We start from the raw sequence: 21,280 nt of genomic DNA, 5'->3' as shown, positions 1-21,280 counted from the left end.
GCGACCGGACCACCATCGGTGGATTCGACCCATGGTCGGACTTCATTCCCGCGCCGCGTTCCGGCGCCGCGGTGTCCGAGCGTGGCTCGGACCTACCCCGGTATCAGCCCTCGAACGGCGGCAACTTCTTCTTTACCGCCACGTTCTTGAGCGTGACGTACTTGGGCAGGCCGTCGGCCCCGTACGGTAGCGGCGCCTCGCCCTTGATCAGCGGCGACAGGTAGGCGCGCGCCTTGGCGGTGATGCCGAACCCGTCCTTGCCGATGAAGCTGGCCGGCATCTTCTTTTCGTGGTTGGCCACCTTGTGCAGCGGCGCGGCCTCGATCTTCCAGCGGTAGGGCTTGTCGCTGGTGCGCACGATCACCGGCATCACCGCGTTGTGGCCCTTCAGCGCGAACTGCACTGCGGCCTTGCCCACCGCCTGGGCCTGTTCCCAGTCGGTCTTGGACGCGATGTGGCGGGCCGACCGCTGCAGGTAGTCGGGCATCGTCCAATGCACCTTGTAGCCGAGCGCATCCTTGACCCGCGCGGCCAGCTGCGAGGCCACGCCGCCCAGCTGGGTATGCCCGAACGAATCCTTGCCGCCGCCGGCATCGGCGATGAAACGGCCGTCGGCGGTCTGGATGCCTTCGGAGGCCACCACCACGCAATAGCCGACCCGCTCGACCACCTGCTTGACCCTGGCCAGGAACGCGGCCTCGTCATAGGCGCGCTCGGGCAGCAGGATGATATGCGGGGCATCGTCGGGGCCTTCCCCGGCCAGGCCGGCGGCCGCCGCCAGCCAACCGGCATGGCGGCCCATCGCCTCATAGACGAATACCTTGGTCGAGGTTTCGGCCATCGCCGCCACGTCCAGCGCCGCCTCGCGCACCGACACGGCGGTGTACTTGGCCGCCGAGCCGAAACCCGGGCAGGTGTCGGTCACCGCCAGGTCGTTGTCGATGGTCTTGGGTACGCCGATGCAGGTCAGGTCGTAGTCGAACGCCTTGGCCAGCTGGGAGACCTTCCAGGCGGTATCGGCCGAATCGTTGCCGCCGTTGTAGAGGAACCAGCGCACGTCGTGGGCGCGCAGCACCTCCAGCAGGCGCGCGTACTTGGCCCGGTCGGCGTCGATCGACTTGAGCTTGTAGCGGCACGAGCCGAACGCCCCGCCGGGGGTGTGGGCCAGCGCGGCGATCGCCGCAGCCGACTCCCGGGTGGTGTCGATCAGCTCCTCGCGCAGCGCGCCGAGGATGCCGTTGCGCGCGGCCAAGACCTTGATTCCCTTGGCCCGGGCGGTGCTGATCACGGCCGAGGCGGTGGCATTGATGGCGGCGGTGACGCCGCCTGACTGGGCGTACAGCAGGGTACCGTTGGACATGGTTTCACCGGAGGTGGGGGCGGGACATTGCAGAGACATTACCGGTATGGGGTAAAGTGCGCGTATTGCGGTGCAGCGTGATTGTGGACAATCCCGGGGCACGCGCCCTTCCTTTTTTACCAAGTTGGAGTCAGGTTGATGCGATTGGTTCTGTTGGGACCGCCCGGTTCGGGCAAGGGGACACAGGCAACGCGCCTGAAGGAACATCTGGCCATTGCGCACATTTCCACCGGCGACCTGCTGCGTGCCGAAGTGGCCGCCGGCAGTGAGCTGGGCAAGCAGGCCAAGGCGGTGATGGATGCCGGCAACCTGGTGTCCGACGACATCCTGCTGGGCATGCTGGAATCGCGCCTGGGCCAGGCCGACGTGGCCAATGGCTTCATCCTCGACGGTTACCCGCGCAACGTGGCCCAGGCCAATGCGCTGGGCAGCCTGCTGGCCAAGATCGGCCAGCCGCTCGATGCGGTAGTACAGCTGGACGTGCCGACCGAACTGCTGGTCGAGCGCATCGCCGGCCGTGCGGCCGAACAGGGCCGTGCCGACGACAACCCCGAATCGGTACGCCAGCGCCTGCAGGTCTACAACGAGCAGACCGCCCCGGTGGTGGATTTCTACGCCGGCCGCGGCACCCTGGCCCGCGTCGATGGCGTGGGCGACCTGGACGCGGTGGAAGCGCGCATCCGCGCGGCCATCCACGCCTGATCCGGCGCAAAGCACACACGCCCGGCCCCCGAAAGGGCCAGGCGTGCGGTTTGAAGGTGCCAGCGGAGGGGCTTGCTCAAGGCCCCGCAGCATGAGCTCCCCTGGGGACGGCCTCTTGGGGAGTAGGACCTACGGGGTACTGCGGCTGGCCAGCTGAATTGTGTCCGTCTTCACAGAACACCGCTATCGGGGATTCCCCGACACCCTCGGCTATTTCCCTACAGCGATCCAAGGAATTGTCCGATGACAATGTCCAAGACCGCAGGGGATCGGCGACAATCGAGCGCATGAGCAAGATTCATATCCTTGGTATTGCCGGCACCTTCATGGGCGGCGTGGCCGCGTTGGCGCGGGAATTGGGCCATACGGTCCATGGCAGCGACCAGGCGATTTATCCGCCGATGTCGACCCAGCTGGAACAGCTGGGCATCGCGCTGGACCCGGGCTACCGCGCCGACAGCGTCGCGGCCGACTGCGACGAGGTGATCGTCGGCAACGCCTTGTCGCGTGGCAACCCGGCCGTGGAAGCGGTGCTCGATGCCGGCCAGCGGTACATTTCCGGTGCGCAATGGCTGTCCGAGCAGGTGCTGCCGGGCCGCGACACGCTGGCCGTGGCCGGCACCCACGGCAAGACCACCACCACCACCATCCTGACCTGGTTGCTGCAGGCGGCCGGGCGCGAGCCGGGCTTCCTGATCGGCGGGGTGGCCGAGGACTTCGGCGTGTCGGCGCGGCGCGGCCAGGGCCGCGAGTTCGTGGTCGAGGCCGACGAGTACGACACCGCTTTCTTCGACAAGCGCAGCAAGTTCGTGCACTACCGGCCGCTGGTGGCCATCCTCAACAACCTGGAATACGACCACGCCGACATCTTCCCGGACGTGGCCGCGATCCAGCGCCAGTTCCATCACCTGATCCGCACCGTGCCCGCGCGCGGCCGGCTGATCGTCAACGGCGAAGACGCCCATCTGGCCGAGGTGCTGGCGATGGGCTGCTGGACCCCGGTGGAGCGCTTCGGCCTGGATCCGTCGCTGGAATGGCATGCCGAGCTGGTCAATGCCGATGGCAGTGCATTCGTGGTGCACCATCGCGGCACGCGCGTGGGTGAAGTGCACTGGCCGCTGCTGGGCCGCCACAACGTACTCAACGGCCTGGCCGCACTGGCCGCCGCGCATGCGGTGGGCGTGGAGCTGGCCACGGTGATCCCGGCGCTGGCGCAGTTCCGCAGCGTCAAGCGGCGCATGGAAGTGATCGGACGGAGCGGCGACATCACCGTCTTCGATGATTTCGCCCACCACCCCACTGCCATCGCCACCACGCTGGAAGGACTGCGCGCCAAGGTCGGTGCGGCCCGCATCGTGGTGGCGCTGGAGCCGCGCAGCAATTCGATGCGGCTGGGCGCGCATGCGCAGGCACTGCCACCGTCGCTGGCGCTGGCCGACGCGGTGGTGTTCCTGCACCGCCCGGAACTGGCCTGGGACGCGGCCGGGGCGATCGCCGCAGTGCGTGGCCAGGCCCATGCGGTGGCCGACACCGATGCGCTGCTGGCGCAGCTGGGCCGGATCGTGCGCCCGGGCGACCAGGTGGTGTTCATGTCCAATGGCGGTTTCGACGGCGCGCCGCGGCGCTTCCTGGCGCAGCTGCAGCAGGCCTGAGCCCGCGCCACCCGGTACGCCGCGCCGACGACAGGGCGCGGCAGGGCACTGCGGTAAGATTCAACGCAGCTTTCCGTTGATCGCGGCGCGTGCCGCAGGCCATGACCGATACCGCTTCACTGCCCCTGTTCCCGCTGCACGTGGTGCTGCTGCCCGGCGCCGCGCTGGGCCTGCGGGTGTTCGAACGCCGTTACCTGGACATGCTGCGCGAGTGCAGCCGCCAGGACAGCAGCTTTGGCGTCTGCCTGATCCTGGACGGCGATGAGGTCGGCCGCCCGGCATTGCCGGCCGCCTACGGGGTGGAGGCGCGCATCGAGGACTTCGACGTAGGCGCCGATGGCGTGCTGGTGCTGCGCCTGCGCGGCCAGCGCCGTTTCCACGTGCTGCATACCCGGGTCCGCGACAGCGGCCTGATACTGGCCGACGTGCAATGGAGCCCGCCCGACCACGACGACGAGCTGCGCCCGGAACATGCGCTGCTGGCCACCGTGCTGGGCCACATCATCGAACAGGCCGGCGCCGCGTTTGCACCCACCCACCCGGCGCAGCTGGACCAGGCCAGCTGGGTCGGCTGGCGGCTGGCCGAACTGCTGCCGCTGGACGAACCACAGCGGCTGCAGCTGCTGCAGCAGGACGACCCGCACCAGCGCCTGCAGGACCTGCTGGGCTGGATTCCGGCACTGTCGTAGAGCCGGGTTCTACCCGGCCGATTCCCCGATCCCCGGCCCAGCGGGGCAGAGCCCCGCTCTACGCCGCCCGGATTACCGCCCCGGCGTGCGCACCCGCAGCACCGGCATCTGCGTTTCCGGGTGGGTGTCCACCTGCTGCGGCAGGCCGTCGAGGGCTTCGCGCACCGCGTTCAACGACGGATCGATGCCGCGCAGCGGCCGCCACATGCCGATGAAGTACACATGCCGCTGGTAGTGCAGGGTCTGCGCACTGCCCAGCCACAACGGCTGCCGGCCGGGTTGCAGCCGTGCCGGCGCCGGCCACAGGCGCAGCGCGAAGAGCTCGTTGGGCGCATTGCCCGGGCGCAGCATCAGCAGCGATTCGACCTGGGTGTCCAGCGTGGCCGGCAGCACCGGTACCTGTTCCGGCGTGGCCGAGGTGTCCAGCATCAGCAGCGCCTGCTGCCAGCCGGCCTGCGGCTGCACGCGCCAGCCCTGGCTTTCCAGCCGCTGCTGCAACGGCGCCAACGGCCCGGCCACCTGCACGTCCAGCGGCCAGCGCTGGTCATCGTCGAACTCATTGCGGCGCGCCGGCAGCTGCTGCCAGCCGCTGTCCCACCAGGCCTGCGCGCCGATGTCGGCCGGCGCCGGCTGGGCCGGCTCGAAGCGGGCCAGCTTGAGTGGAATATGCCGCGGCGCGTACCACAGCGCGGCCAGCGCGAAGGTGCCGTAGAACAGCCAGGCCACCGGCTTGACCCAGAACGAGCGGTTGAAGCGGCGGCGGTAGGCGATGCCCAGCACCAGCAGCCAGAAGATGCCGAACAGCATCCCGCCGATCACATCGCTGAGCCAATGCGCACCCAGGTAGATGCGGGCAAAGCCGATCAGGCTGACGATGATGCCCGACAGCAGATACGGCCACACCCGCGTGCGGCCCGGCAGCTCACGAGCGATCAGCACCGCGAAGAAGCCGAAGGTGATGGTGGCCATGGTCACCGATACCGACGGGAAGCCGAACCCGCTGCTGGCATCGGGCGGGCGCACCACATCCACGGTGGCGCCCAGCAGTTTGCACAGCGCCAAACCGAAGGCCAGCGCCGCCAGCCAGTGCGCCGCGGCCATCCAGCGCCGCCGCCAGGCCAGGTAGCCCAGGCCCATCGCGGTGGCCGGCAGCAGCACCTGCCAGGCCCCCAGCGAGGCCAGCGCCGCCATCGGGTAGTCGGCCAGCGGGTTGCGCAGGGCCAGCATCGCGTGGTGCACGGCCAGGTCCAGGCGCAGCGGTTCGCCGTGGGCGACTACCGCCATCAACAGCGCGAACCAGCACCAGCCCAGCAACAGCAGCATCAGCGCCAGCATCGCCAGCGGTACCGATTCGCGCCGCTGCGGGTCGAACACCGCCACCGAGTAGCGGCCCAGGGTCGGGTGCCGGGTCGACCAGCGCAGCAGCGCGGCCAGCCAGTTGTCCATGCGCGCGGCCGACCAGCGGTAGCCGTACAGCACGATCGCCCAGACCACGCCCATCGACACCGCCAGCAGGCCCAGCACCATCACCAGCCGGCCGGCGACCGCGGCCACCGCGTCATAGGCCTCGCCCAGCACCCAGCCCGGGGCCAGGAACAGCACCGCCCAGGACACCCCGGCGATCGCGCTGGCCTGCATGTAGCGCGACAGCGGCATCTTCATCATGCCGGCGATGGCCGGCACGAACGGACGGATCGCGCCCACGTAGCGCGCCACCAGGATGCTCTTGAAGGCATTGCGGCGGAACATCGTTTCGCCGCGGTCGAGCAGCTGCGGGTATTTGCTGAAGGGCCAGAAGCCGCGCAACCGGTCGCCCCAGCGGCGCCCGATCCAGTAGCTGATGCCGTCGCCGGCGAACGCGCCCAGCGCCGCGCAGGCCACCGCATACGGGCCGGAAATCTGGCCCAGGCCGATGAACACGCCCACCGCGAACAGCAACGGCAGCGCAGGCACGATTGCGCCAAGCACGATCACCGCATCGCAGAAGGCGATGAGGAAGATGACCGCGCCGGCAAGTACCGGGTGAGCTGAGATCCACGCAAGCGTGGCATCGATCCATGACGAGTCCATCGGCCGATTATAGGGGGGCGAAAGTGACTGACTGCCGGCCAGGCGGGCGCAATGTGCGGCATCTACGGTGATCGCACGTGATCGCGCCCTAGAATGGCGCGATGAACCACCACTCCGATCCCGCCCCGAAGGCCCTCAAGGCCGACAGTTTTGGCTGCATCCTGCTGATCGAACAGGATGGCGTTCGCTTCGTGCGCCGCGATCTGGGCGCCACGCCGTGGTGGCTGCGGTTGCCGGCCTGGTGGCTGGCCCGGCGCGAGGCGCGCGCGCTGGCGCACCTGGGCGGCATGGCCGACACCCCGGCGCTGCTGGCCTGGAACGGACGCTGGCTGGACCGCAGCTTCATGGCCGGCGATGCGATGTACCAGCGCCCGCCGCGCGGCGACCTGGCCTATTTCCGCGCCGCCCGCCGCCTGCTGCAGCGCGTGCACCGGCACGGCATCGCGCACAACGACCTGGCCAAGGAAGCCAACTGGCTGGTACGCGAGGACGGCAGCCCGGCGTTGATCGACTTCCAGCTGGCGGTGATCGGCAACCCGCGCTCGCGATGGATGCGCCTGCTGGCCCGCGAAGACCTGCGCCACCTGCTCAAGCACAAGCGCATGTACTGCCGCGACCACCTCACCCCGGTCGAAAAACGCCTGCTCAAGCGTACCTCGTGGGTGCGCGACCTGTGGTTCCGCACCGGCAAGCCGGTATACCGCTTCGTCACCCGCAGGATCCTGCACTGGGAAGACAACGAGGGGCAGGGGCCCAAGGCGTGAGCGTGGCCAAGACTGCGGTCGTGCCGATCGGCGCCGGCAGCGTGCTGTTCGCGCAACTGCCCGATGCCGACTTCGCACACGCCTGCCAGGTGCCGGTGTCACGCGCCGGCCGATCGGCGCTGCAGGCCTATCGCGACCTGGCCGCCGCCGTGCCGGGCTGGTTTGATGGCTTGATGGCGGTACGCAACGGCGGCATGCGCCTGCTCGGCATGAAGGACCTCGGTTCGCTGCGCGCAGTGCAGGAAGCAGACGATCCACAGCCGGGGCAACGGCTGGGCATCTTCACCATGAAGCAGTGCACACCTGACGCAATCGTGCTGGAAGACGACGATCGCCATCTGCGCGTACAGCTGGCGCTGCAATGGCAGGGCGACCTGCTGCAGGTCGCCACGGTGGTGCATACCCACAACGCGTTTGGACGGCTGTACATGCTGCCGGTGGCACCGGTGCATCGGTTGATCGTGCCGTATCTGCTGCGGCGGCAGGTGCAGCGGTACGGGTAGCTGCACCACCTTTATGTCACACGCGATGGGTCGACTTTGCGGAACCTGCCGCGAAGGCGCCTGCAGTGGGCGCCAGCCAGGCAGTCCGCTGGCAGGGTCGCTCCCCGGACGACTGCCGGTACGGTGTCCCGGCCGATGGTGGGCATGATCGTTGCCGAGGAAGCGTTGCTTCGGCAGGCGTTGCTGCGTCACCGTGCTGATCGGCATGCTCGGCAGTCGTTTGGGAACCGACCCTACCGCGCAAGCGTTGCTTCGGCAGCCATGGCCGCGTCACCGCGACGGTCAGCCGGGCCTGCGGTTGGCTGGGCCCGGCCCTGCCGGACGCTGCGTTGCTGGGCATAATGCCGGTCTACAGTGATCGCAACGAGGACGTTCGCATGACCAGTCTGCAAGGCAAGACCCTGTTCATCACCGGCGCCTCGCGCGGCATCGGCCTGGCCATCGCGCTGCGCGCGGCGCGTGACGGCGCCAACGTGGCCATCGCGGCCAAGTCGGCGGTGCCCAACCCGAAGCTGCCCGGCACCATCCACAGCGCGGCCGAGGCGGTCAACGCGGTGGGCGGCCAGGGCCTGGCGCTGAAGTGCGATATCCGCGAGGAAGACCAGGTGCGCGCGGCGGTGGCCGCGACCGTGGACACCTTCGGCGGCATCGACATCCTGGTCAACAACGCCAGCGCGATCTGGCTGCGCGGCACCCTGGACACGCCGATGAAGCGCTTCGACCTGATGCAGCAGGTCAATTCGCGCGGCAGCTTCCTCTGCGCGCAGGCCTGCCTGCCGTACCTGCTGCAGGCCCCCAACCCGCACATCCTCACCCTGGCGCCGCCGCCCAGCCTGGACCCGAAGTGGTGGGGGCCGCACACCGGCTACACCCTGGCCAAGATGGGCATGAGCCTGGTTACCCTGGGCCTAGCCGCCGAGTTCGGGCCGCAGGGCGTGGCGGTCAATGCGCTGTGGCCGCGCACCATCATCGCCACCGATGCGATCAACATGATTCCCGGGGTGGACATCGCCGGTTGCCGCACCCCGCAGATCCTGGCCGACGCCGCGCACGCGGTGCTGACCCGCGAGGCGGCCGGCTTCAGCGGCCAGTTCCTGCTCGATGATGAAGTGCTCGCGCAGGCCGGCATCACCGATCTGAGCGGCTATGCGGTGGACCCGTCGCGGCCGCTGCTGCCGGACCTGTTCCTGGATTGAACCGGCGCACGCTTACGCGTTGAAGGTCTCGGGCAGTTTTTCGCCACAGCCACGGCAATGCCGCGCGTCTGCCTCGTGCCCTTCCAGCCCGCAGTGCGGGCAGCCGCGCGCATCCCGGCGCGCGGACCGTTCGGCATCGCGCATGGTGTTGGCCAGTTCGGCGGTGTAGATGCCGGTGGGCACGGCAATGATGCTGTAGCCGATCAGGATCAGCACCGAGGTGACGAAGCGGCCGAGCACGGTCTGCGGCACGATGTCGCCAAAGCCCACCGTGGCCATGGTCACCACTGCCCAGTACATGCTGCTGGGGATGCTGGTGAAGCCGTGGTTGGGGCCTTCGATCACGTACATCAGGGTGCCGGCGATGATGGTGATGGTGATCACCGTGAACAGGAACAGCAGGATCTTGCGCCGGCTGCGCCACAGCGATTCCATCAGGATGCCGCTTTCCTCGATGTAGCGGGTCAGCTTGAGGATGCGGAACACCCGCAGGATGCGCAGCGCGCGCACCACCAGCAGGCTCTGCGCGCCGGGAATGAACAGCGACAGGTAGCTGGGCAGGATGGAGGCCAGGTCGATCACGCCCCAGATGCTGAACGCATAGCGCAGCGGGCGTTTGACCACCACCAGGCGCAGCAGGTACTCGATGGTGAACAGGACGGTGAAGCCCCATTCGACCACGTACAGCGCGTCGGCGTAGGCGGCATGGAACTGCTGCACGCTGTCGAACATGACCACCGCTACGCTGGCGATGATGGCGTAGACCAGCAGCAGGTCGAAATTGCGCGACGGCCGGGTGTCGTGGCGGTAGATGATGTCGAACCAGGTCCGGCGCCAGCCGGTCTGGGTGGCGGGGTTGAGCTGGGGGGCGGTGAACGGGCGCATGGGCTGCATTGTGCCCCAGCCGGTGGAGGGGCGAGAATGGGCCTTTCCCGAACCGCTGACCGCCATGACCGCCGCTGCCACCGATCCGCTGTTGTCCCTGTCGCATTACTACCTGCCGGTGTACAAACCGCGCCAGGTGGTGCTCGAACGTGGCCAGGGCGCGCGCGTCTGGGACAACCAGGGCCGTGAATTCATCGACCTGGCCGCCGGCATCGCGGTATGCGGGCTGGGCCACAACGACCCGGACCTGACCGCGGCGCTGATCGAGCAGGCCGGCAAGCTGTGGCACACCAGCAACGTGTTCTACAGCGAACCGCCGCTGCGCCTGGCCGAAGAGCTGGTGACCTCCTCGCGCTTCGCCGAGCGGGTGTTCCTGTGCAATTCCGGTGCCGAAGCCAATGAAGTGGCGATCAAGCTGGTGCGCAAGTGGGCCGCTTCGCAAGGCCGCCCGGCCCACCAGCGGGTGATCGTGACCTTCCGCGGCAGCTTCCACGGCCGCACCCTGGCGACGGTGACCGCCACCGCCCAGCCCAAGTACCAGGAAGGCTACGAGCCGCTGCCCGGCGGCTTCCGCTACGTTGATTTCAACGATGAGACGCAGCTGGAAACGGCGATGGCCGCCGGCGACGTGGCGGCGGTGATGCTGGAGCCGATCCAGGGCGAGGGCGGGGTGATGCCGGCCAAGCCGGGCTTCATGCAGCGCATCCGTGAGCTGTGCGACCAGCATGACGCGCTGATGGTGCTCGATGAAATCCAGGTCGGCATGGGCCGCACCGGCACCCTGTTCGCGCACTGGCAGGACGGCATCACGCCGGACATCGTGACCCTGGCCAAGGCCCTGGGCGGCGGTTTCCCGATCGGCGCGATGCTGGCCGGGCCGAAGGTGGCCGAGGTGATGCAGTTCGGCGCGCACGGCACCACCTTCGGCGGCAATCCGCTGGCGGCGGCAGTGGCACGGGTGGCGCTGCGCAAGCTGTCCTCGCCGGAGATCGGGCACAACGTGGGCCGCCAGTCGCAGGCGTTGCGCGATGGCCTGGGCCGGATCAACGACGAGTTCAAGGTGTTCAGCCAGGTGCGCGGCCGCGGCCTGATGCTGGGCGCGGTGGTGGACCGGGACTTCGCCGGCCAGGCCGGCGCCATCCTCGACCATGCCGCCGAGCATGGCCTGCTGACCCTGCAGGCCGGCCCGGACGTGCTGCGCTTCGTGCCGGCGCTGAACATCAGCGATGAGGAAATCGCCGAGGGCCTGAAGCGCCTGCGTGCCGCGATCGCCTCGTTTATCGCTTCGCGATAAACCTCGCTTCTTCGCTGACGCGAAGAAGACCCGGATCTGCGCCGCAGATCCGGGTGCGTGGACATTGCATCCACAACCCCGCGGCTGTCGCCGCGCCCCCTTGACTCAAGGGGGCTCTTCATCAATGGGTTGTGCGGCCAAGCCGTAGCGTTTGAGCACCTTGTTGAAACCTCGGCTGTCGTTCGCGGTTTCAGCGTGTAGGCCGGCCAGGCGCGCACCGCGCACATTGACGAACAGGTCATCGATGAACAGCGTGCGCTCGGCGCGGACGCCGAGCCGGGCCAGCGCCTGCACGTACACCGCCGGGTCGGGTTTGCGTCCGCCCAGCGCGCCGCTGCACAGGATGCGGCCGTGCAGGGCGGTGGCCAGGGTGGGCAGGATCAGCGGGATGGTCTGGGCCATCAGCGCGCCGTTGTTGGTCAGGATGGCAATGGGCAGGCGGCGCGCGATGCGCTGGACGCGTTCGATCACGCCGGTCTGTGGCGGCGAGGCGGCGATGCGTGCGGCCTGCCAGTGCGCAACGCTGACCGAGGTGTGCAGCGCCACCCCGAGCTGTTGCAGGTAGTCGGTGCTGTCCAACCCGGCGTCGTGCTGTTGCTCCAGTCCGCTGTCGAACAGCGCGGCCTGGATCTGTGCGGCGCTGCAGCCCAGGCTCGCGGCCAGGTGGCGCGCGCGCAAGTGGCGCGCATGGCGCACCAGCACGCCGTCGAAATCCAGCAGCAGGCAATCCAGTACAGGGGGCATGGCAACATTCGGGCAAGTCCAACACCGACCGTACCCCAACCGGCGTACAAAAAGGGGACGGGTGTAATTAAGCCAGCAGGCTTAATTACACCCGTCCCCTTTTTGTGCTGCGACATCGGGTCGCATCACGCCGGCGGGCAGGCTGACTAGAATCGCCGGGACTGCCCGATGGAGACCGCCGTGAAATTGCTTGTTCCCGTTGTGCTTGCCGGCCTGGCATTGGCCCCGGCCGCGCACGCCCGCGTGTGCGCGGTCAGCATCGACAGCACCGACCAGATGCGTTTCAGCCAGGACCAGATCAAGATCGCCGCCGATTGCAGCCAGGTCAGGCTGACCCTGCGCCATACCGGCAAGCTGGCGGCCACGGCGATGGGCCATAACTGGGTGCTCACGCGCACGCCGGATTACCAGCCGGTGGCGATGGCCGGCATGCGCATGACCCTGGCCGACAGTTACCTGCCCAAGGCCGATGCGCGGGTGCTGGCGCATACCGCGGTGATCGGCGGCGGGCAGAGCACCAGCGTCACCTTCTCCACCGCCAGGCTGGCCAAGGGCGGGGACTACACGTTCTTCTGCTCGTTCCCGGGGCATTTTGCGATGATGAAAGGCCGTTTCGTTTTCGGTTGAAGACCGGAAACGAAACGGCCGGTAGCTACCGACCGTTGGTCGGTAGACGAGGTGACGACCAACGGTCGCCACCTACCGCGTGGCACCGCGTTTGCTCAGCCCTTGACCACCTTGAACGCCTCGCGCGCCGCCGCGATGGTCGCATCGATCACGCTGTCGTCGTGCGCGCTGGACATGAAGCCGGCCTCATAGGCCGACGGGGCCAGGAACACGCCGCGTTCCAGCATGGCGTGGAAGAAGGTGTTGAACGCGGCGATGTCGCAGGACGTGGCCTGGGCGTAGGTTTCCACCTTCTGGTCGGTGAAGAACAGCCCGAACATCCCGCCGACCTGGTTGGTGGTCACCGCCACGCCGGCCTCGGCCGCGGCCGCTTCCAGCCCGGCGCAAAGGCGCGCGCTGGCCGCGCCCAGGCGGTCATGGAACCCCGGTTCCTGTACCAGCTGCAGCATCGCCAGGCCCGCCGCCATCGCCACCGGGTTGCCGCTGAGGGTGCCGGCCTGGTAGATCGGGCCGGCCGGGGCGATCTGCGCCATCAGATCGGCGCGGCCGCCATAGGCGCCCACCGGCATGCCGCCGCCGATGATCTTGCCGAAGGTGGTCAGGTCCGGGGTGATGCCGTAGTAGGCCTGCGCGCCACCCAGCGCGACCCGGAAGCCGGTCATCACTTCATCGAAGATCAGCAGCGCGCCGTACTGCGTGCACAGTGCGCGCAGGTGCTGCAGGTAGCCGGCGCGCGGTGGAATGCAGTTGGCGTTGCCGACCACCGGCTCGATGATCAGCCCGGCGATGTGTTCGCCCTGTTCGGCGAACAGCGCGGTGGCCGCATCGACATCGTTGTAGGGCAGGGTCAGGGTCAGTTCGCTCAGGCTGGCCGGCACGCCCGGCGAGGTCGGCACGCCCAGGGTCAGCATGCCGCTGCCGGCCTTGACCAGGAACGAGTCGCCATGGCCGTGGTAGCAGCCTTCGAACTTGACGATGCGGTTGCGGCCGGTGGCGCCGCGCGCCAGCCGGATCGCCGACAGCGTGGCTTCGGTGCCGGAGTTGACCATGCGCACCATCTGGCACGACGGGACCAGGCCGGTGAGGGTCTCGGCCATGGTCACCTCGGCCTCGCACGGGGCGCCGAACGACAGCCCGTTGCCGAGCGCCTGCTTGACCGCCTGGCGCACGCTGGGGTGGTTGTGGCCGACGATCATCGGGCCCCACGAACCGACATAGTCGATGTAGCGGTTGCCGTCGACGTCGTACAGGTACGGGCCATCGGCGCTCTTGACGAAGAACGGCTCGCCGCCGACCGACTTGAACGCGCGCACCGGCGAGTTGACGCCGCCCGGCAGCAGCGTCTGGGCGCGGGTGAACAGGGCGTGGGACTGGTCGTGGTTCATGCGGTCGGATCCTGGAAGCAAGCGAGATAGGCGTGCAGCGTGGCGACCGGGTCGGGCGCGGCGTACACGCTGCTGATGACGGCCACCAGGTCGGCGCCGGCATCGATGATGGGACCGACATTGTCCGGGCTCAGCCCGCCGATCGCCACCCGCGGCACCCCCAGTGCGGCGCTTTGCCGCAGCAGCGCCGGGGTGGCGCGGCTGCGGGTGACCTTGGTGGTGGTCGGGTAGAACGCGCCGAAGGCCACGTAGCTGGCCCCGGCCGCCACGGCGCGCTCGGCATTGGCCAGCTGGTCGTAGCAGGATGCGCCGATGATGGCGTCCGCGCCGAGCAGGGCACGGGCCGGGCCGATGTCGCCATCGGTGCCGCCCAGGTGCACGCCGGCCGCGCCCACCGCATGCGCCAGCGCCGGGTCGTCATTGATGATCAGCGGCACCGCGTGCCGGGCGCACAGTGCCTGCAGGGCGCTGGCCTGCTGCCGCTGCAGCGCGGCATCGGCGCGCTTGTTGCGGTACTGCAGCCAGGTCACGCCGGTGGCCAGCAGCGGCGCGGTGCGCGCCAGCAGGCGGGCGGTGTCGGCCTCGTCGGGGGTGATCAGGTAGACGCCGCGGGGGCGTGCGGTGGAGGCTGAAGCAGGGGTCATCGGTAGCTACCGGTAGCACGGCGGGAGTGGGACAATGGCCTTCGCCCGTTCTTGTCCAGCCGTGATTATCCAATGACCGATGCCACCGCCACCACTTTCCGCACCTGGATGTGCGTTGTCTGCGGCTTCCTGTACAGGGAAGAAGACGGCCTGCCCGAAGAGGGCATCGCGCCGGGCACGCGCTGGGAAGACATCCCCGATACCTGGACCTGCCCGGATTGCGGCGTGACCAAGGACGATTTCGAGATGGTCGAGGTCGATTGACCGGTAGGTATCGACCGTTGGTCGATACGCAGGCTTGGGCCACGGGTCGATACGGCCCCACCTAGTGCAAGCGCGGTGCCCGCCCGCCCAGTTCCACCAGCTTCTCGCGCACCCACTGGGTATCGGTGGCCTGGGCATTGCGCTGCAGGTACTGGCCCAGGTCGCGGTGGGCACCGGCCTGGTAGCCCAGCTGCAGGTAGGCCAGGCCGCGGTCGCGCAGGGCATCGTCCTGCTCGGGGGCCAGTTTCAGCAGGCGGTCGGCGCTGCGTGCGGCACGGTCCCATTCGCCGCGTTCCACGTACACGCCATGCAGGTTGCGCAGCATCCGCATCAGGATCGCGCGCGCCGGGGCGGCGTCCAGGATCTGTGCCAGCACGTGGTCGTCGGGGGTTTCCCCGCCCAGATGCGAACGGGCGCGCTCGCGCAGTTCCTCCACGTCCAGCGGGCGGCCGCCGTTGAACGGGTCCATCACCAGCATGCCGTCATCGACCGGCAGCCGCACCAGGAAGTGCCCGGGGAAGGACACCCCGTCCAGCGGGATGCCGAGCCGGCGCGCGACTTCCATCTGCACCAGGGCCAGTGAGATCGGGTTGCCCAGGCGGCGTTCGAACACCTGGTTGAGGTAGCTGTTGCGCGGGTCGTAGTACTCGCCGTGGTCGCCGCCGTAGCCCAGCTCGTCGAACAGGTGGCGGTTGACCGCGGCGATCTTCAGCGGCCAATGCTCGATGGTGTCCACCTCGGTGCGCAGGTGGTCGGCATGGCTCTGCACCAGCGCGTCGTAGACCCCGGGGTCCAGGTCGGGGTACTCGTCCTGGGCGATCAGCAGCGCAGTCGGCAACAAGGGCAGCGCCTCGTCGTCCAGTTCGGCCAGGGAATCCCACGCCGGCAATGTGATCTGCGCCTGCATGGCTACAGACTGGCGACAAACGCGGCCGGTTTCAAGCTGCCCGGTGTGAAAAAACCGGGCGCGCATGTCCATCCCCGGCAGCCCCCAGTGGATGACACGCCGGCACGCTGGCGCTCATGCGGCGCTGTGCGGATCTAGCGGTCGGCGATGCCCGGGCCGAAGACGATCTCGGTACCGTCCTTCAGGCCCAGCTTCTCGGCCTGGCCGGCGTTGAGCTCCAGCACATAGCGGGCCGGGCCGCTGCTGGGGTAGGGCGGGCAGCGGTCGCCGGCCGAGCACGGCGGCACGTCGCGCTGCTGGCTGACCAGCCGGCGCTGTTCGTCGAAGTACAGGATGTCCAGCGCAATCTTGGTGTTCTTCATCCAGTACGCCTGCAGTTCCTGGCGTTCGTGCAGGAACAGCATGCCGTGGTCTTCGGGCATCTGGTCGCGGAACATCAGCCCGCGTGCGCGGCTGGCGTCGTCGGCGGCCAGTTCGACCTGGTAGCGGGCACCGCCCAGTTCCACCCAATGGCGGGCACCGCTGCTGGCGCAGCCGGTCAGGGTCAGCAGGAGCAGCAGGGGCAACAGGCGCAGCATGGACATCGGGGCTACCTCGAAAAGGAAGGGCCGGTCGCATGGGCCGGCCCGGGAATCAGAGTACCTGCGGCGGCTGCCCGCCGATGATCACCACATCGGCCGGCCGCCGCGCGAACAGGCCCACGCTGACCACGCCCGGCAGCTGGTTGAGCTCGCGCTCCAGCGCGACCGGGTCGGTGATCTGCAGGTGGTGGATGTCCAGGATCGCATTGCCGTTGTCGGTGACCACCCCTTCACGCCAGGCCGGCTGGCCGCCGGTCATGTCCATGATGCGGCGCGCGATCAGGCTGCGCGCCATCGGGATCACTTCCACCGGCAGCGGGAAGCGGCCCAGCACCGGCACCTGCTTGCTCGGGTCGATGATGCAGACGAAGCGCTCGCTGGCCTCGGCGATGATCTTCTCGCGGGTCAGCGCGGCGCCGCCACCCTTGATCAGGCACTTGTTGCCGTCGCACTCGTCGGCGCCATCCACGTACAGCGACAGGTTGCCGGTGTGGTTGAGTTCCATCACCTCGATGCCGTGCCCGCGCAGGCGCGCGGTGCTTTGCTCGGAGCTGGACACGGTGCCCTTGATGCGGTGCTGGATACGGGCCAGGCCGTCGATGAAATAGGCAACGGTGGAACCGGTGCCGACCCCGACGATCATGCCGTCTTCGACGTATTCCAGGGCTTTTTCGGCAGCCAGGCGCTTGGCTTCGGACATGGCGGGAAACTCTTGGGGGAAAGGGGAATCAGCGTTTTTCCAGCGACAGCAGCGTTTTCCACTGCGCCGCGGTGACCGGCAGGATCGACAGCCGGTTGCCGCGCGCGATGAGCGGGAAGCCCTCGCCCAGCGCATCGGCATGCAGCTTGATCTCATCCAGCGAAATGGTGTCGCGCAGTTTGCGCTCGAAGGCCACGTCGACCAGCATCCAGCGCGGTTCTTCGCGGCTTGCCTTGGGGTCGTAGTAGTCTGATTTCGGATCGAACTGGGTGTCGTCCGGATAGGCCTCGCTGGCCACCGTGGCGAGGCCGACGATGCCGGGCACCTTGGTATTGGAGTGGTAGAACAGCACCCCGTCGCCGACTTTCATGCCATCGCGCATGAAATTGCGCGCCTGGTAGTTGCGCACGCCGTTCCAGGGCTCGCGGCCGACGCGCTGCAGGTCGTCGATGGAAAAGGCGTCCGGTTCGGACTTCATCAGCCAGTAGCGTTTGCGTGCGGTCATGCGTCTTTTCTATCGCGGTAGGTGCCGACCGTCGGTCGGTACAGGAACAAGGGTGGAAACCTCGGTGCAGATCGCATCCACCGCGACGTCCCAGGGCTGCACCGGCAGGTCGTCGACCTGCTGCACCGAGAAGCCGACGCCGACCAGCCACGGCGGGGCCGGGCGCTGCTGGCGGAATGCGAAGCTGCGATCATACCAGCCGCCTCCCATACCCAGGCGCCGGCCCAGCGGGTCGAAACCGACCAGCGGCGCGACCACCAGGGCCAGCTGTTCCGGGGCGAGGGCGTCGTCGATGGACAGGTCCGGTTCGGGGATGCCGTAGCGGTTGGCGGTCAAGGCCTGGCCCGGGCGCCACGGCGCGAAGCGCAGGGTGTCGCCGGCCAGCATCGGCAGGCAGTACTGCACGCCGGGCGGCAACTGCATCTGCCAGCGGTGCAGGGCGATCTCGCCATCCATCGCCCAGTAACCGGCGACCAGCCCCCGGGTGGGCGCGAACGGCAGCTGGAGCAGGGCATCGGCGAGCTGTTCGGCCGCGGCCAGGCGTTGCACGGCGGGAATTTCGCGGCGGCGTTGGCGCAACTGCTGGCGCAGTGCGGAGCGCGGGTCGGTCATGCCTGGGTCCGGGGCGTGGTGCGGGCGCGGATAAAACAAGAGCGACGTCCCGGTAGGGGCGTCGCTCTTGCAGGAATACTGCATTCTCCGCGGTGACGATGCGTGCGAAACGACCTTGAACCCGGGGTTCAAGTGGGTACGCTGGGGTTCCTTCGGGCTTCCCGCTACAAGGCGGACTTGCACTCCCGGCGCCGTCGCGCACCCGTGGTCGTAATTAAGGGACAAGGCGAATGTTTGCACACGCCGTCGTTCACAGCAGAGAACGCACGGCCATTATAGCCAAGCGCGCGCCGAGCGACAGGCCGTTCGTCGGTCGAATTACACGCCAATTCAGATCGATGAGGGTCACGCGATGGCCGGGTGCGATGGAACCTGGCGTGGAACATCGTGGCACCGGCCGCAGGCGGGATGGTCACGCAACGCCTGGCAACCCGTCGACGCCGGCTCAGGCGCCGTCAATTGCCCGATCCAGCCGTCGGTTCAGATCGGCCAGGGTCTGCTGCAGGGCGATTCCCTGGCGGGCGTGCTCGTCGCGCAGCTGCTGCAGCTCATGGGCCAGGTTCAGCGCGGCCAGTACGGCCACCCGGTCCACCGCGGCCATCCGGTTGCTACCGCGGATCTCGCGCATCTTGGCGTCCAGCAGCCGCGCCGCGGCGGTCAGGCTCTCGCGCTCTTCGGCGCCCACGCCCACCGTGTATTCACGGTCCAGGATGCGGACACTGACCGGTTCGGTCTGGCTCATGTGTGCTGCTCCAGGGACTTGAGGCGGGTGATCATCGCTTCGACCCGGGAGCGGGCCTGTTCGTTCTTGGCCAGCAGCTGCGAGCGTTCGGCCACCAGTTGTTCCTGCTGGTGGCGCAGGCTGCGGTTTTCCTCGGCCAGGCGCTGGTTGCGTTCCAGCAATGCCTCCACCCGGGCGGCGAAGGCCTGCAGTTGGGCGATGGCGTCGGAGGGTTCCATGTCCGGCACGATAGGCAAGGGCGGTGGAGGCGGTCAAGTGAATTAATGAAGGCACGCGCCGCGGCGGCGCGCCCGGCCCGGCTGGCGCCCCCGGCCGGGGCGATGGCGGCCCGGAGCGCATGGGCGGATTGCTACACTGTGAAGCTCGCCAACCGTAGTGATCGGCTGCGGTGACACCTTTTTCTGATCGAGCCCCAAGATGACCGAACTTCCGAGTGTCGATGACGTAAACCAGGCCAGCCAGGCCTTGGGCCTGGGCGCCAATGCGGCCGAGCTGCATGGCGGCCTGTGCGGCTGGCTGTCCGCCGGCGGTGCGCCGGTGCGTGAATGGCCGGCGCGGGTGCTGGCCGACGACAGCCTGCCGGTACCGGCCGAGGGCGATGCGCTGGCCCGCCTGCTCAGCGCCAGCGTGGCCCAGTTGGAAGACCGCGATTTCGCCTTCGAGCTGCTGCTCAGTGACGCCAGCGACACCGCCGTGCAGGCCGATGCGCTGTTCACCTGGGCGCGCGCGTTCCTGGGCGGTTTCGGGCTGGGCGCGGGCAGCCAGCGTCCGCCGCTGTCCGAAGAGGGCGAGGAAGCCCTGACCGATATGGCCAAGCTGGCCCAGGCCTCCAGCGAAGACTTCGAAAGCGGCAATGACGACGACGAAGACGCCCTGGCCGAGATCGAGGAGTTCATCCGGGTGGCGGTGCTGCTGCTGCACGGCGACTGCGTGATGGCCGCGCGCCACCGGCAGCGTCTGAACTGAGCATGGATATCCGGCAGCTGACCGGCATTTCCGCCGCCGAATACACCCGTCGCCGCCAGCAGTTGATGGAAATGGCCGGCGACGATGCAATCCTGGTGCTGCCGGCCGCCGCCGAGCGGGTGCGCAGCCTGGATACCCACTACCCGTTCCGGCAGGATTCGGATTTCTGGTACCTGTGCGGCTTCCCGGAGCCGGATGCGGTGCTGGTGCTGATTCCCGGCCGCCGCCATGGCGAGGTGATCCTGTTCTGCCGCGAGCGCGATGCCGAGCGCGAAGCCTGGGATGGCGCGCGCGCCGGCCAGGAGGGGGCGGTGTCGCAGTACGGCATGGACGATGCGTACCCGATCGACGATCTGGACGACATCCTGCCCGGGCTGCTGGAAGGCCGCTCGCGGGTGTACTACCACTTCGGCCGCGATGCCGAGTTCGACCTCAAGCTGATCGGCTGGGTCAACCGGGTTCGTTCGCAGGTGCGCCATGGCGCGCAGCCGCCGCATGAGTTCCTCGAGCTGGGCCACCTGCTGCACGAGCAGCGGCTGTTCAAGTCGCCGGCGGAAATCGCGCTGATGCAGCGCGCCGCCGACATCAGCGTGCAGGCGCACCGGGTGGCCATGCAGGTTGCCCGGCCGGGCATCTGCGAATACGAACTGCAGGCCGACCTGGAACGCCAGTTCCGCGCCAACGACGCCTGCGCGGCCTACAGCAGCATCGTCGGCGCCGGCGCCAACGGCTGCATCCTGCACTACCGCGACAACGCCGCGCGTTCGCGCGATGGCGAGCTGGTGTTGATCGATGCCGGCGCCGAATACCGCGGCTATGCCAGCGACATCACCCGGACCTTCCCGGTCAACGGCCGTTTCAGCGCCGAGCAGCGCGCGCTGCACGACTTGGTCGGCGCGGCGCAGGCGGCGGCGCTGGCCCAGGCGCGGCCGGGCAACGCCTATGAAGCCGGCCACCTGGCCGCAGTGGAAACGCTGACCGAGGGCCTGCTGCGCCTGGGCCTGCTCAAGGGCAACCTGGAGGAGAACATCGCCGAGGGCCACTACCAACGGTTCTACCGCCACAAGACCGGGCATTGGCTGGGCCTGGACGTGCACGATGTGGGCGACTACCGCCTGGCCGGCGAGTCGCGGATGCTGGAGCCGGGCATGGTGTTCACCATCGAGCCGGGCCTGTACGTGTCGCCGGACGACCGCAGCGTGGAACCACGCTGGCGTGGCATCGGCATCCGCACCGAAGACGACGTGCTGGTTACCGAGGACGGCCACCGGGTATTGACCGCCGCATTGGCGCGCAGCGCCGATGAGATCGAAGCGGAAATGGCGACGCGCTGATCCGCTGCGATGGCAGGGCCACCCCACGGGTGGCTGCGCGGTGCATCACACCGGTAGTGCCGGCCGCTGGCCGGCTCCCCATGGAATCCAGGCATCGTGCGGAGCCGGCCAGCGGCCGGCACTACCGCGATGTCAGGAATGTCGGGTAGATACC

24 protein-coding genes and 1 other RNA gene are annotated in these 21,280 nt (G+C 68.5%); 11 read left to right on the top strand and 14 right to left on the bottom strand.

Going from position 1 to position 21,280, the window contains the following annotated elements:
• Positions 1-103: 103 nt before the first annotated feature.
• Positions 104-1,360, bottom strand: a complete 1,257-nt coding sequence (locus IC535_RS14835; protein WP_228887298.1) for a 6-phosphofructokinase — start codon at positions 1,358-1,360, stop codon at positions 104-106.
• Positions 1,361-1,498: 138 nt separating this feature from the next.
• Here IC535_RS14835 and IC535_RS14830 point away from each other — a divergent pair, with 138 nt between their 5' ends.
• From IC535_RS14830 to IC535_RS14820, 3 genes are all read left to right on the top strand, one after another.
• Positions 1,499-2,062 carry an adenylate kinase gene (locus IC535_RS14830; RefSeq protein ID WP_228887297.1) on the top strand — a complete coding sequence of 188 codons (564 nt, stop codon included), beginning with the start codon at positions 1,499-1,501 and terminating at the stop codon, positions 2,060-2,062.
• 287 nt (positions 2,063-2,349) lie between these two features.
• Positions 2,350-3,714 (top strand): UDP-N-acetylmuramate:L-alanyl-gamma-D-glutamyl-meso-diaminopimelate ligase, encoded by a 1,365-nt coding sequence (mpl, locus tag IC535_RS14825; RefSeq protein WP_228887296.1) that lies wholly within the window; start codon positions 2,350-2,352, stop codon positions 3,712-3,714.
• Positions 3,715-3,815: 101 nt separating this feature from the next.
• Positions 3,816-4,403: an LON peptidase substrate-binding domain-containing protein gene (locus tag IC535_RS14820; protein ID WP_228887295.1), complete on the top strand. Its 588-nt coding sequence runs from the start codon at positions 3,816-3,818 to the stop codon at positions 4,401-4,403.
• 72 nt (positions 4,404-4,475) lie between these two features.
• Here the strand turns inward: IC535_RS14820 and IC535_RS14815 are convergent, their stop codons facing one another.
• The gene (locus IC535_RS14815) at positions 4,476-6,473 is read right to left on the bottom strand and encodes a bifunctional DedA family/phosphatase PAP2 family protein (protein ID WP_228887294.1); all 1,998 of its coding nucleotides are present in this window, start codon (positions 6,471-6,473) and stop codon (positions 4,476-4,478) included.
• Between the two features lie 101 nt (positions 6,474-6,574).
• On the opposite strand from IC535_RS14815, the gene IC535_RS14810 reads away from it, so the two are divergent.
• The 3 genes from IC535_RS14810 (at position 6,575) to IC535_RS14800 (ending at position 8,936) form a co-directional block, all read left to right on the top strand.
• Positions 6,575-7,237, top strand: coding sequence for a serine/threonine protein kinase (locus tag IC535_RS14810; RefSeq protein ID WP_228887293.1), 663 nt, complete (start codon positions 6,575-6,577; stop codon positions 7,235-7,237).
• 2 nt (positions 7,238-7,239) lie between these two features.
• Positions 7,240-7,740 (top strand): DUF2867 domain-containing protein, encoded by a 501-nt coding sequence (locus IC535_RS14805; protein ID WP_228887292.1) that lies wholly within the window; start codon positions 7,240-7,242, stop codon positions 7,738-7,740.
• A 377-nt stretch (positions 7,741-8,117) separates the two neighbouring features.
• Positions 8,118-8,936 carry an SDR family oxidoreductase gene (locus tag IC535_RS14800; RefSeq protein ID WP_228887291.1) on the top strand — a complete coding sequence of 273 codons (819 nt, stop codon included), beginning with the start codon at positions 8,118-8,120 and terminating at the stop codon, positions 8,934-8,936.
• Between the two features lie 12 nt (positions 8,937-8,948).
• On the opposite strand, the gene IC535_RS14795 is transcribed toward IC535_RS14800, so the two are convergent.
• A complete protein-coding gene (locus tag IC535_RS14795) occupies positions 8,949-9,821 on the bottom strand; it encodes an ion transporter (RefSeq protein WP_228887290.1) in 873 nt (290 codons plus the stop codon).
• A 64-nt stretch (positions 9,822-9,885) separates the two neighbouring features.
• Here IC535_RS14795 and IC535_RS14790 point away from each other — a divergent pair, with 64 nt between their 5' ends.
• Entirely contained in the window at positions 9,886-11,115 is a 1,230-nt protein-coding gene (locus tag IC535_RS14790) for an acetylornithine transaminase (RefSeq protein ID WP_228887289.1), read from the top strand.
• A gap of 105 nt (positions 11,116-11,220) precedes the next feature.
• Here the strand turns inward: IC535_RS14790 and IC535_RS14785 are convergent, their stop codons facing one another.
• Entirely contained in the window at positions 11,221-11,859 is a 639-nt protein-coding gene (locus tag IC535_RS14785) for an HAD-IA family hydrolase (protein ID WP_228887288.1), read from the bottom strand.
• Positions 11,860-12,027: 168 nt separating this feature from the next.
• Here IC535_RS14785 and azu point away from each other — a divergent pair, with 168 nt between their 5' ends.
• Positions 12,028-12,486 carry an azurin gene (gene azu, locus IC535_RS14780; RefSeq protein WP_228887287.1) on the top strand — a complete coding sequence of 153 codons (459 nt, stop codon included), beginning with the start codon at positions 12,028-12,030 and terminating at the stop codon, positions 12,484-12,486.
• 95 nt (positions 12,487-12,581) lie between these two features.
• Here the strand turns inward: azu and hemL are convergent, their stop codons facing one another.
• Complete coding sequence (gene hemL, locus IC535_RS14775; RefSeq protein WP_228887286.1) at positions 12,582-13,871, bottom strand: glutamate-1-semialdehyde 2,1-aminomutase; 1,290 nt, start codon at positions 13,869-13,871, stop codon at positions 12,582-12,584.
• On the bottom strand, positions 13,868-14,515 hold the full coding sequence (thiE, locus tag IC535_RS14770) for a thiamine phosphate synthase (RefSeq protein WP_228887285.1): 648 nt from the start codon (positions 14,513-14,515) through the stop codon (positions 13,868-13,870). The genes hemL and thiE overlap by 4 nt, the downstream gene beginning before the upstream one ends.
• A 72-nt stretch (positions 14,516-14,587) precedes the next feature.
• Between thiE and IC535_RS14765 the strand changes: the two genes are divergently transcribed.
• On the top strand, positions 14,588-14,779 hold the full coding sequence (locus IC535_RS14765; RefSeq protein ID WP_037553342.1) for a rubredoxin: 192 nt from the start codon (positions 14,588-14,590) through the stop codon (positions 14,777-14,779).
• A gap of 61 nt (positions 14,780-14,840) precedes the next feature.
• Here IC535_RS14765 and IC535_RS14760 read toward each other — a convergent pair whose 3' ends face one another.
• The 8 genes from IC535_RS14760 to IC535_RS14725 all read right to left on the bottom strand — a co-directional run bounded on the left by IC535_RS14760 (position 14,841) and on the right by IC535_RS14725 (position 19,044).
• Positions 14,841-15,686: a SirB1 family protein gene (locus tag IC535_RS14760; protein WP_228887284.1), complete on the bottom strand. Its 846-nt coding sequence runs from the start codon at positions 15,684-15,686 to the stop codon at positions 14,841-14,843.
• 134 nt (positions 15,687-15,820) lie between these two features.
• On the bottom strand, positions 15,821-16,270 hold the full coding sequence (locus tag IC535_RS14755) for a DUF192 domain-containing protein (RefSeq protein ID WP_228887283.1): 450 nt from the start codon (positions 16,268-16,270) through the stop codon (positions 15,821-15,823).
• A 49-nt stretch (positions 16,271-16,319) separates the two neighbouring features.
• Positions 16,320-16,967, bottom strand: a complete 648-nt coding sequence (gene rpiA, locus IC535_RS14750; RefSeq protein ID WP_228887282.1) for a ribose-5-phosphate isomerase RpiA — start codon at positions 16,965-16,967, stop codon at positions 16,320-16,322.
• Positions 16,968-16,995: 28 nt separating this feature from the next.
• On the bottom strand, positions 16,996-17,472 hold the full coding sequence (locus IC535_RS14745) for an EVE domain-containing protein (RefSeq protein WP_228887281.1): 477 nt from the start codon (positions 17,470-17,472) through the stop codon (positions 16,996-16,998).
• A 9-nt stretch (positions 17,473-17,481) separates the two neighbouring features.
• Complete coding sequence (locus IC535_RS14740; protein WP_228887280.1) at positions 17,482-18,084, bottom strand: 5-formyltetrahydrofolate cyclo-ligase; 603 nt, start codon at positions 18,082-18,084, stop codon at positions 17,482-17,484.
• An 80-nt stretch (positions 18,085-18,164) separates the two neighbouring features.
• A non-coding RNA gene (ssrS, locus tag IC535_RS14735) (6S RNA) lies at positions 18,165-18,349 on the bottom strand.
• A gap of 180 nt (positions 18,350-18,529) precedes the next feature.
• The gene (locus IC535_RS14730; protein WP_228887279.1) at positions 18,530-18,826 is read right to left on the bottom strand and encodes a cell division protein ZapA; all 297 of its coding nucleotides are present in this window, start codon (positions 18,824-18,826) and stop codon (positions 18,530-18,532) included.
• Positions 18,823-19,044 carry a TIGR02449 family protein gene (locus IC535_RS14725; protein ID WP_228887278.1) on the bottom strand — a complete coding sequence of 74 codons (222 nt, stop codon included), beginning with the start codon at positions 19,042-19,044 and terminating at the stop codon, positions 18,823-18,825. The genes IC535_RS14730 and IC535_RS14725 overlap by 4 nt, the downstream gene beginning before the upstream one ends.
• 199 nt (positions 19,045-19,243) lie before the next feature.
• On the opposite strand from IC535_RS14725, the gene IC535_RS14720 reads away from it, so the two are divergent.
• Together IC535_RS14720 and IC535_RS14715 are read left to right on the top strand one after the other, a co-directional pair.
• On the top strand, positions 19,244-19,792 hold the full coding sequence (locus IC535_RS14720; protein WP_228887277.1) for a UPF0149 family protein: 549 nt from the start codon (positions 19,244-19,246) through the stop codon (positions 19,790-19,792).
• An 8-nt stretch (positions 19,793-19,800) separates the two neighbouring features.
• On the top strand, positions 19,801-21,126 hold the full coding sequence (locus tag IC535_RS14715) for an aminopeptidase P N-terminal domain-containing protein (protein ID WP_228887327.1): 1,326 nt from the start codon (positions 19,801-19,803) through the stop codon (positions 21,124-21,126).
• Positions 21,127-21,280: the final 154 nt, after the last annotated feature.

It is taken from the genome of Stenotrophomonas rhizophila, from assembly GCF_020857975.1.
Classification (GTDB): Bacteria; Pseudomonadota; Gammaproteobacteria; order Xanthomonadales; family Xanthomonadaceae; genus Stenotrophomonas; species Stenotrophomonas rhizophila_C.
This window is presented reverse-complemented; position numbering and strand designations above follow the sequence as displayed.

What these genes read in the sequence shown, in the direction of transcription:
- azu (WP_228887287.1), top strand. Translation starts at nt 12,028, where the DNA reads ATGGAGACCGCCGTGAAATTGCTTGTTCCCGTTGTGCTTGCCGGCCTG.
- rpiA (WP_228887282.1), bottom strand. Translation starts at nt 16,967, where the DNA reads ATGTCCGAAGCCAAGCGCCTGGCTGCCGAAAAAGCCCTGGAATACGTC.
- IC535_RS14745 (WP_228887281.1), bottom strand. Translation starts at nt 17,472, where the DNA reads ATGACCGCACGCAAACGCTACTGGCTGATGAAGTCCGAACCGGACGCC.
- IC535_RS14810 (WP_228887293.1), top strand. Translation starts at nt 6,575, where the DNA reads ATGAACCACCACTCCGATCCCGCCCCGAAGGCCCTCAAGGCCGACAGT.
- IC535_RS14720 (WP_228887277.1), top strand. Translation starts at nt 19,244, where the DNA reads ATGACCGAACTTCCGAGTGTCGATGACGTAAACCAGGCCAGCCAGGCC.
- IC535_RS14795 (WP_228887290.1), bottom strand. Translation starts at nt 9,821, where the DNA reads ATGCGCCCGTTCACCGCCCCCCAGCTCAACCCCGCCACCCAGACCGGC.
- IC535_RS14835 (WP_228887298.1), bottom strand. Translation starts at nt 1,360, where the DNA reads ATGTCCAACGGTACCCTGCTGTACGCCCAGTCAGGCGGCGTCACCGCC.
- IC535_RS14725 (WP_228887278.1), bottom strand. Translation starts at nt 19,044, where the DNA reads ATGGAACCCTCCGACGCCATCGCCCAACTGCAGGCCTTCGCCGCCCGG.
- mpl (WP_228887296.1), top strand. Translation starts at nt 2,350, where the DNA reads ATGAGCAAGATTCATATCCTTGGTATTGCCGGCACCTTCATGGGCGGC.
- IC535_RS14790 (WP_228887289.1), top strand. Translation starts at nt 9,886, where the DNA reads ATGACCGCCGCTGCCACCGATCCGCTGTTGTCCCTGTCGCATTACTAC.
- IC535_RS14820 (WP_228887295.1), top strand. Translation starts at nt 3,816, where the DNA reads ATGACCGATACCGCTTCACTGCCCCTGTTCCCGCTGCACGTGGTGCTG.
- IC535_RS14815 (WP_228887294.1), bottom strand. Translation starts at nt 6,473, where the DNA reads ATGGACTCGTCATGGATCGATGCCACGCTTGCGTGGATCTCAGCTCAC.
- IC535_RS14830 (WP_228887297.1), top strand. Translation starts at nt 1,499, where the DNA reads ATGCGATTGGTTCTGTTGGGACCGCCCGGTTCGGGCAAGGGGACACAG.
- IC535_RS14740 (WP_228887280.1), bottom strand. Translation starts at nt 18,084, where the DNA reads ATGACCGACCCGCGCTCCGCACTGCGCCAGCAGTTGCGCCAACGCCGC.
- IC535_RS14760 (WP_228887284.1), bottom strand. Translation starts at nt 15,686, where the DNA reads ATGCAGGCGCAGATCACATTGCCGGCGTGGGATTCCCTGGCCGAACTG.
- IC535_RS14785 (WP_228887288.1), bottom strand. Translation starts at nt 11,859, where the DNA reads ATGCCCCCTGTACTGGATTGCCTGCTGCTGGATTTCGACGGCGTGCTG.
- IC535_RS14765 (WP_037553342.1), top strand. Translation starts at nt 14,588, where the DNA reads ATGACCGATGCCACCGCCACCACTTTCCGCACCTGGATGTGCGTTGTC.
- thiE (WP_228887285.1), bottom strand. Translation starts at nt 14,515, where the DNA reads ATGACCCCTGCTTCAGCCTCCACCGCACGCCCCCGCGGCGTCTACCTG.
- IC535_RS14755 (WP_228887283.1), bottom strand. Translation starts at nt 16,270, where the DNA reads ATGTCCATGCTGCGCCTGTTGCCCCTGCTGCTCCTGCTGACCCTGACC.
- IC535_RS14800 (WP_228887291.1), top strand. Translation starts at nt 8,118, where the DNA reads ATGACCAGTCTGCAAGGCAAGACCCTGTTCATCACCGGCGCCTCGCGC.
- hemL (WP_228887286.1), bottom strand. Translation starts at nt 13,871, where the DNA reads ATGAACCACGACCAGTCCCACGCCCTGTTCACCCGCGCCCAGACGCTG.
- IC535_RS14730 (WP_228887279.1), bottom strand. Translation starts at nt 18,826, where the DNA reads ATGAGCCAGACCGAACCGGTCAGTGTCCGCATCCTGGACCGTGAATAC.